Below are 6286 nucleotides of genomic sequence, written 5' to 3'. Positions count from 1 at the left end.
CCGATGGCAGGTCGTTCCGAATAGGTTGGAAAGGAAACCACTATCACAAACAATAAATAATGAATACAGATCCAATAGCAGATTATCTTACGCGAGTAAGAAATGCGATTAAGGCTAACCACCGCGTTGTAGAGATTCCTGCATCGAACATCAAAAAAGAAATGACAAAGGTTCTTTTTGATAAAGGTTATATTACTAATTACAAGTTTGAGGATGCTAATACTCAAGGGACGATTAAAATTGCTCTTAAGTATAATCCAATCACTAAAATTCCAGCGATTCGTAGCATTTCACGTGTGAGTACTCCTGGTTTAAGAAGATATGCTGGTGTAGATAATATGCCACGTGTATTAAACGGTTTAGGTATCGCTATTCTTTCTACTTCTAAAGGCATTATGACCGATAAAGAGGCTAAGAATTTGAATATTGGCGGTGAGGTTTTATGTTACGTTTATTAATAGGAGGATAAGAGAAGATGTCAAGAATAGGAAAAGCCCCGATTAATATTCCAGCAGGTGTTACCATCACAGTTTCTGATGCGAACCTAGTAACAGTTAATGGTCCGAAGGGACAATTAACTCAGGATGTAGATACAGATATAAAAATAACTCAAGAAGATGGTATACTTACTGTAGAACGTCCTTCAGAGCAAAAACGTCATAAAGCCTTACATGGTTTATATCGTTCATTAATCAACAACATGGTTGTAGGTGTAACTGAAGGATACAAGTCGCAGCAAGAGCTTGTTGGTGTTGGTTACCGTGCTACGAACGTAGGTAATACATTAGATTTAGTTTTAGGATATTCTCACCATTTCGTGTTTGAACTACCTAAAGAAATTAATGTAACTACTACTTCAGAAAAAGGTAAAAACCCAGTAGTTATATTGGAGAGTATCGATAAGCAATTATTGGGACAAGTAGCAGCGAAAATCCGCTCTTTACGTGCTCCAGAGCCTTACAAAGGTAAAGGTATTAAGTTTGTTGGTGAAGTGTTAAGAAGAAAAGCTGGTAAATCAGCCGCTAAAAAATAATCATAATGGCAGGAATTAAATTGTCTCGCAGAGAGCGAATCAAAAGAGGAATCAGAAAGAGATTGACAGGTTCTGCAGAGCGCCCGCGTTTGTCAGTGTACAGAAGCAATAAAGGGATTTACGCTCAGATTATCGATGATAATAGCGGAGTAACTATTGTTTCAGCATCATCTTTATCTAAAGATTTTGTTGCCAATGGAAATAAATCTGATCAATCAAAAGCTGTTGGTAAATCAGTAGCAGAAAAGGCATTAGCAGCAGGTGTAAACCAAGTTGTTTTTGACAGAAATGGCTACCTGTATCATGGTCGTGTTAAATCATTGGCTGAAGGTGCACGTGAAGCTGGTTTAGTATTTTAATTAGCATCGGTTTCAGCGATCATATATCAATAATATCGGTGTTATCATAAAATAAAGAGAATGTCAACTATCAATATAAAAAGAGTAAAATCAAGCGAGATCGAATTAAAGGATCGCTTAGTTAGCATCCAGCGAGTTGCTAAAGTTACCAAAGGTGGACGTACCTTCAGTTTTTCAGCTATCGTAGTGGTAGGAGATGAAAACGGAATCGTGGGTTTCGGACTTGGTAAAGCAAAAGAGGTAACTGAGGCAATTGCCAAGGGAATTGATGATGCAAAGAAGAATCTTGTTAAAGTGCCTATTATTAACGGTACTGTTCCTCATGAGCAGCTCGGTAAATATTCAGGTGGCTTCGTATTCATAAAGCCAGCTGCACCGGGTACCGGTGTAATTGCAGGTGGTGCGATGCGTGCGGTACTTGAAAGTGCCGGAGTACATAATGTACTAGCAAAGTCGAAAGGTTCTTCAAACCCGCACAACGTAGTAAAAGCAACTGTATTAGCACTTTCACAATTACGTGATGCTTATACTGTAGCTCAACAACGTGGCGTTAATTTAAATAAAGTATTTAACGGATAATCATCATGGCTAAAATTAAAATAACCCAGATTAAAAGCGTTATCGATAGAAGCGAGCGTCAAAAAAGAACTATGCAGGCATTAGGTTTAAGAAAAATGAACCACTCTGTAGAGGTTGAAGCTAATCCGGCAATTATCGGAATGGTGAGAAAAGTTAATCATTTAGTAGCAGTAGAAAGTATCTAATCATGAACTTAAGTAACTTAAAGCCTGCAGAAGGTTCAACAAAAAATAGAAAACGTATCGGTCGTGGAACCGGATCTGGTCGCGGTGGAACTTCCACTCGTGGTCATAAAGGTGCTGGATCACGTTCAGGATACAAGAGTAAAGTCGGTTTTGAAGGTGGTCAAATGCCTTTACAACGTCGTTTACCTAAGGTGGGTTTCAATCCAATTAACCGTACAGAGTATGTTGGTGTTAATTTGGATGCATTGCAAGCTCTTGCCGAGAAATATAATTTAACTGCTATCGATTTTGATACATTTAAAGAGCATGGTTTAGCTTCTAAGAATGATCTAGTTAAAATTTTAGGTAGAGGAGAAGTGAAATCCAAATTGGATGTTAAAGCACATGCATTTTCTGCTTCTGCTCAAAAAGCAATCGAAGCAGTTGGTGGTGCAGTAGCTAAATTATAATTATACATGAAGAAGTTTTTTACAACGCTATCCAACATTTGGAAAATTGAAGACTTAAGAGCACGAATTTTATTCACGCTCTTATGTCTTTTAATTTATAGAATAGGTTCATTTATCGTTCTTCCTGGTGTTGATTCCGCATCTCTTGATGATGCTCAAGCAAAAGAAGGGTTACTCGGTTTGTTAAATATGTTTGCTGGGGGATCTTTCTCTCGTGCATCTATATTTGCATTGGGTGTTATGCCTTATATTTCTGCATCTATTGTAGTGCAGTTATTGGGTATAGCTGTTCCATATTTCCAGAAACTTCAAAAGGAAGGTGAAAGCGGACGTAAAAAGATTAATCAGGTTACTCGTTACCTAACAATCATTATCACTGCTTTACAAGCTATTGGTTATGTTCGCTCTCAAATCAGTCCTGATGCGCGTTTGCTTTCAGAGCCAATGTTTAGTATAACTTCAATGTTTATTCTAACAGCAGGTACCATGTTTGTGATGTGGTTAGGTGAGAAAATTACTGATAAAGGTATTGGAAACGGTATCTCCATGATTATTATGGTGGGTATTATCGCTCAATTACCTTTTGGGATACTCTCTGAATTCAATTCACGTATGGGTGCTCAGGGAGGTTTAATTTCCTTCATTGTTGAAATAGTGGCCTTGTTTTTGGTTGTAATGTTCACAATTTTGATTGTTCAAGGTGTTCGTAAAATACCTGTTCAGTATGCAAAAAAGATTGTTGGTGCCAAGCAGTACGGTGGTGTTCGTCAGTACATTCCTTTAAAAGTGAATGCGGCTGGGGTTATGCCTATCATATTTGCTCAGGCAATTATGTTTATTCCTACTACTATCAGTTCATTTTTTCCTTCAGCTCAATCTTCATTTCTCGCAGCATTTAGTGATTATACTTCATTAACGTATAATCTAACTTTCGCGTTTATGATTATTGCTTTCACATTCTTCTATACAGCCATTACCGTTAATCCGGTTCAAATGTCTGATGATATGAAGAAAAATGGAGGTTTTGTTCCCGGTGTTAAGCCTGGAAAAACAACAGGTGATTATATCGATGCTGTGATTTCTAAAATTACGCTTCCTGGTTCTATATTTTTGGCTATCATAGCCATCATGCCTTCAATAGCGATTATTTTAGGTATTAATAGTCAGTTTGCTAATTTCTATGGTGGCACTTCGTTGTTGATTCTTGTTGGTGTTGTTTTGGATACTTTGCAACAAGTTGAAAGTCATTTATTAATGCGTCATTATGATGGATTAATGAAAACTGGTAGAGTTAAGGGACGTACTCCAGTTTCAGCTGGTGCTTCTGGTATTTAATATAAATGTCTAAGATCTTTTACAAGTCTTCTGAAGATATTGAGAAAATCAGGGAAAGTTCCCTGCTAGTTTCTAAAACTTTGGCCGAAGTGGCCAGAAATATTGGAGAAGGTGTAAAGACCATATATTTAAATAAGATTGCAGAGGAATTTATTCGCGATAATGGCGGAGTTCCAGCTTTCTTAAATTACCATGGGTTTCCATATTCACTTTGCATTTCACTAAATGATCAAGTGGTACATGGTTTTCCTAGCGAATATGAAATAAAAGATGGAGATATTGTCTCTGTTGATTGTGGTGTTATTTTGAATGAGTTTTTTGGTGATTCAGCTTATACCTTTCCAATTGGAAATATCAATGCTGAAACTCGAAAGCTTTTAGAAGTAACAAAAGAGTGTTTGAAACTTGCTATCGATAAGGCAGTTGTAGGCATGAGGGTAGGTGATGTGGGTTATGCCGTTCAAGAACATGCTGAAAAGAATGGTTTTGGAGTAGTTAAAGAACTTGTTGGTCATGGTGTGGGTGTTAAGCTTCACGAAAAGCCCGAAGTTCCTAATTATGGAAAACGAGGTTCAGGGATAAAGCTCGAAGAGGGAATGGTGATTGCAATTGAACCAATGATAAATGCTGGTAAAGCTGGTGTTAAGTTTTGGGAAGATGGTTGGACAGTAAGCACTGTAGATCAAAAAGTATCTGCTCATTATGAGCATACTGTTGCTATTAAGAGGGGTAAAGCTGATGTTCTTTCAACATTTGAGTACATAGAGCAAGTTTTAAAACAAAAAGATTAAATATTAAAATTTTTTATTTAATTTTGCATCCCTATTAGGATGGGCTTGGGATTAAAATTATAGTTTATTCTCTTTTTAGAGATTGCTAATGTTTATTTTCCTGTTTGTGTTAAATTAGGAGAAATTTAAATAATATATGGCCAAACAGGCTTCAATTGAGCAAGACGGAATTATTAGAGAGGCATTGTCTAATGCAATGTTTCGTGTTGAGTTAGAAAACGGACACGAAATTATTGCTCATATTTCTGGGAAGATGAGAATGCATTATATTAAAATTCTTCCAGGAGATAAAGTTAAGTTGGAAATGTCGCCTTATGATTTGAGTAAAGGCAGAATAACATACAGATATAAATAGGATAAAGATGAAAGTAAGAGCATCCATAAAAAAACGTAGTGCTGATTGTAAAGTAATCCGTCGTAAGGGAGTACTTTATGTGATCAACAAAAAGAACCCAAAGTATAAACAACGTCAGGGATAAAATTGAATATAGTTATTAGTTTAATTTGTTTTTGGTGTCGATTCTACAATATCAAATATAAAATAAGACTTATAACGTACAACTTTTAATAAAATATGGCAAGGATAGCAGGTATTGATTTACCAAAAAACAAAAGAGGAGAGATCGGACTTACTTACATCTTCGGTATCGGAAAGGCAACCGCACAAAGGATCCTTAATGATGCTGGTATTGATGTAAATATCAAGGTTCAAGATTGGACTGATGATCAGTTAGCAGCAATTCGTGGTTTCATCAATGATGAGATTAAAGTTGAAGGTGCTTTGCGTTCTGAAGTTCAATTAAACATTAAACGTTTGATGGACATCGGTTGCTACCGTGGTTTACGTCATCGTAAGGGACTTCCTGTTCGTGGTCAACGTACTAAGAACAATTCTCGTACACGTAAAGGAAAACGTAAAACTGTTGCAAACAAGAAAAAAGCAACTAAGTAATATATGAGATACCAGATTTGAGATATGAGAATATTTCGAATTCTGATCTCTATTAATTAACAAATTAAGCGGATATGATTTTCGGGCTCAAATGAGTCGCAATCATGACTAAAATAAGAAATTGATATGAGTGCCGAGATCTAATTTCAGATCTCAAGTCTCACATCTCAAATCTAAAAAAATGGCTAAGACTAAAAAAGTTACCAAAAAGCGTATTGTAATTGTAGAGCCTATCGGCGAAGCACACATTAATGCTACGTTTAACAACATCATTATTACTTTAACTAATCTTCAGGGGCAGACTATTTCATGGTCTTCTGCTGGAAAGATGGGTTTCAAAGGTTCTAAGAAGAATACTCCGTATGCTGCTGGTCAGGCTGCTGGCGATTGTGCTAAAGTTGCTCATGATCTTGGCCTTCGTAAAGTTCAAGTATATGTTAAAGGTCCAGGTTCTGGCCGTGAGTCTGCTATTCGTACTTTGCAAACTGCTGGTATTGAAGTAACTACAATTCAGGATATTACTCCGCTTCCACATAATGGTTGCCGTCCTCCAAAGAGAAGAAGAGTTTAATACATATAATTAATAATCATTTTTAAAGCTAA

The 6286-nt window shown here is 36.6% G+C and carries 12 protein-coding genes; all 12 read left to right on the top strand.

Annotation, left to right across the window (positions count from 1 at the left end; genetic code table 11):
- Window positions 1-56 precede the first annotated feature (56 nt).
- The 12 genes from rpsH to rpsK all read left to right on the top strand — a co-directional run bounded on the left by rpsH (window position 57) and on the right by rpsK (window position 6254).
- Complete coding sequence (rpsH, locus tag ACILQF_RS01015; protein ID WP_395625546.1) at window positions 57-458, top strand: 30S ribosomal protein S8; 402 nt, start codon at window positions 57-59, stop codon at window positions 456-458.
- Between the two features lie 17 nt (window positions 459-475).
- Window positions 476-1033 carry a 50S ribosomal protein L6 gene (gene rplF, locus ACILQF_RS01010; RefSeq protein WP_395625544.1) on the top strand — a complete coding sequence of 186 codons (558 nt, stop codon included), beginning with the start codon at window positions 476-478 and terminating at the stop codon, window positions 1031-1033.
- Window positions 1034-1038: 5 nt separating this feature from the next.
- On the top strand, window positions 1039-1392 hold the full coding sequence (gene rplR, locus ACILQF_RS01005) for a 50S ribosomal protein L18 (RefSeq protein ID WP_395625543.1): 354 nt from the start codon (window positions 1039-1041) through the stop codon (window positions 1390-1392).
- Window positions 1393-1452: 60 nt separating this feature from the next.
- The gene (gene rpsE, locus ACILQF_RS01000) at window positions 1453-1971 is read left to right on the top strand and encodes a 30S ribosomal protein S5 (protein WP_291399980.1); all 519 of its coding nucleotides are present in this window, start codon (window positions 1453-1455) and stop codon (window positions 1969-1971) included.
- A 5-nt stretch (window positions 1972-1976) separates the two neighbouring features.
- Window positions 1977-2156 (top strand): 50S ribosomal protein L30, encoded by a 180-nt coding sequence (rpmD, locus tag ACILQF_RS00995; protein WP_090706495.1) that lies wholly within the window; start codon window positions 1977-1979, stop codon window positions 2154-2156.
- Window positions 2157-2158: 2 nt separating this feature from the next.
- The gene (gene rplO / locus ACILQF_RS00990) at window positions 2159-2605 is read left to right on the top strand and encodes a 50S ribosomal protein L15 (protein WP_395625542.1); all 447 of its coding nucleotides are present in this window, start codon (window positions 2159-2161) and stop codon (window positions 2603-2605) included.
- A 6-nt stretch (window positions 2606-2611) separates the two neighbouring features.
- On the top strand, window positions 2612-3940 hold the full coding sequence (gene secY, locus ACILQF_RS00985; RefSeq protein ID WP_395625541.1) for a preprotein translocase subunit SecY: 1329 nt from the start codon (window positions 2612-2614) through the stop codon (window positions 3938-3940).
- A 5-nt stretch (window positions 3941-3945) separates the two neighbouring features.
- On the top strand, window positions 3946-4731 hold the full coding sequence (map, locus tag ACILQF_RS00980; protein WP_395625540.1) for a type I methionyl aminopeptidase: 786 nt from the start codon (window positions 3946-3948) through the stop codon (window positions 4729-4731).
- 136 nt (window positions 4732-4867) lie between these two features.
- Entirely contained in the window at window positions 4868-5086 is a 219-nt protein-coding gene (infA, locus tag ACILQF_RS00975; protein ID WP_026897900.1) for a translation initiation factor IF-1, read from the top strand.
- A gap of 7 nt (window positions 5087-5093) precedes the next feature.
- Window positions 5094-5210: a 50S ribosomal protein L36 gene (gene rpmJ / locus ACILQF_RS00970; protein ID WP_079702220.1), complete on the top strand. Its 117-nt coding sequence runs from the start codon at window positions 5094-5096 to the stop codon at window positions 5208-5210.
- A gap of 95 nt (window positions 5211-5305) precedes the next feature.
- Window positions 5306-5683, top strand: coding sequence for a 30S ribosomal protein S13 (gene rpsM / locus ACILQF_RS00965; protein WP_291399996.1), 378 nt, complete (start codon window positions 5306-5308; stop codon window positions 5681-5683).
- A 181-nt stretch (window positions 5684-5864) separates the two neighbouring features.
- Complete coding sequence (gene rpsK, locus ACILQF_RS00960) at window positions 5865-6254, top strand: 30S ribosomal protein S11 (RefSeq protein ID WP_291399998.1); 390 nt, start codon at window positions 5865-5867, stop codon at window positions 6252-6254.
- Window positions 6255-6286: the final 32 nt, after the last annotated feature.

The organism is Daejeonella sp. (assembly GCF_044232565.1).
Lineage (GTDB): Bacteria > Bacteroidota > Bacteroidia > Sphingobacteriales > Sphingobacteriaceae > Daejeonella.
The sequence above is the reverse complement of the archived record's forward strand: the minus strand, read 5'-3'. Positions and strand labels throughout refer to the sequence as shown.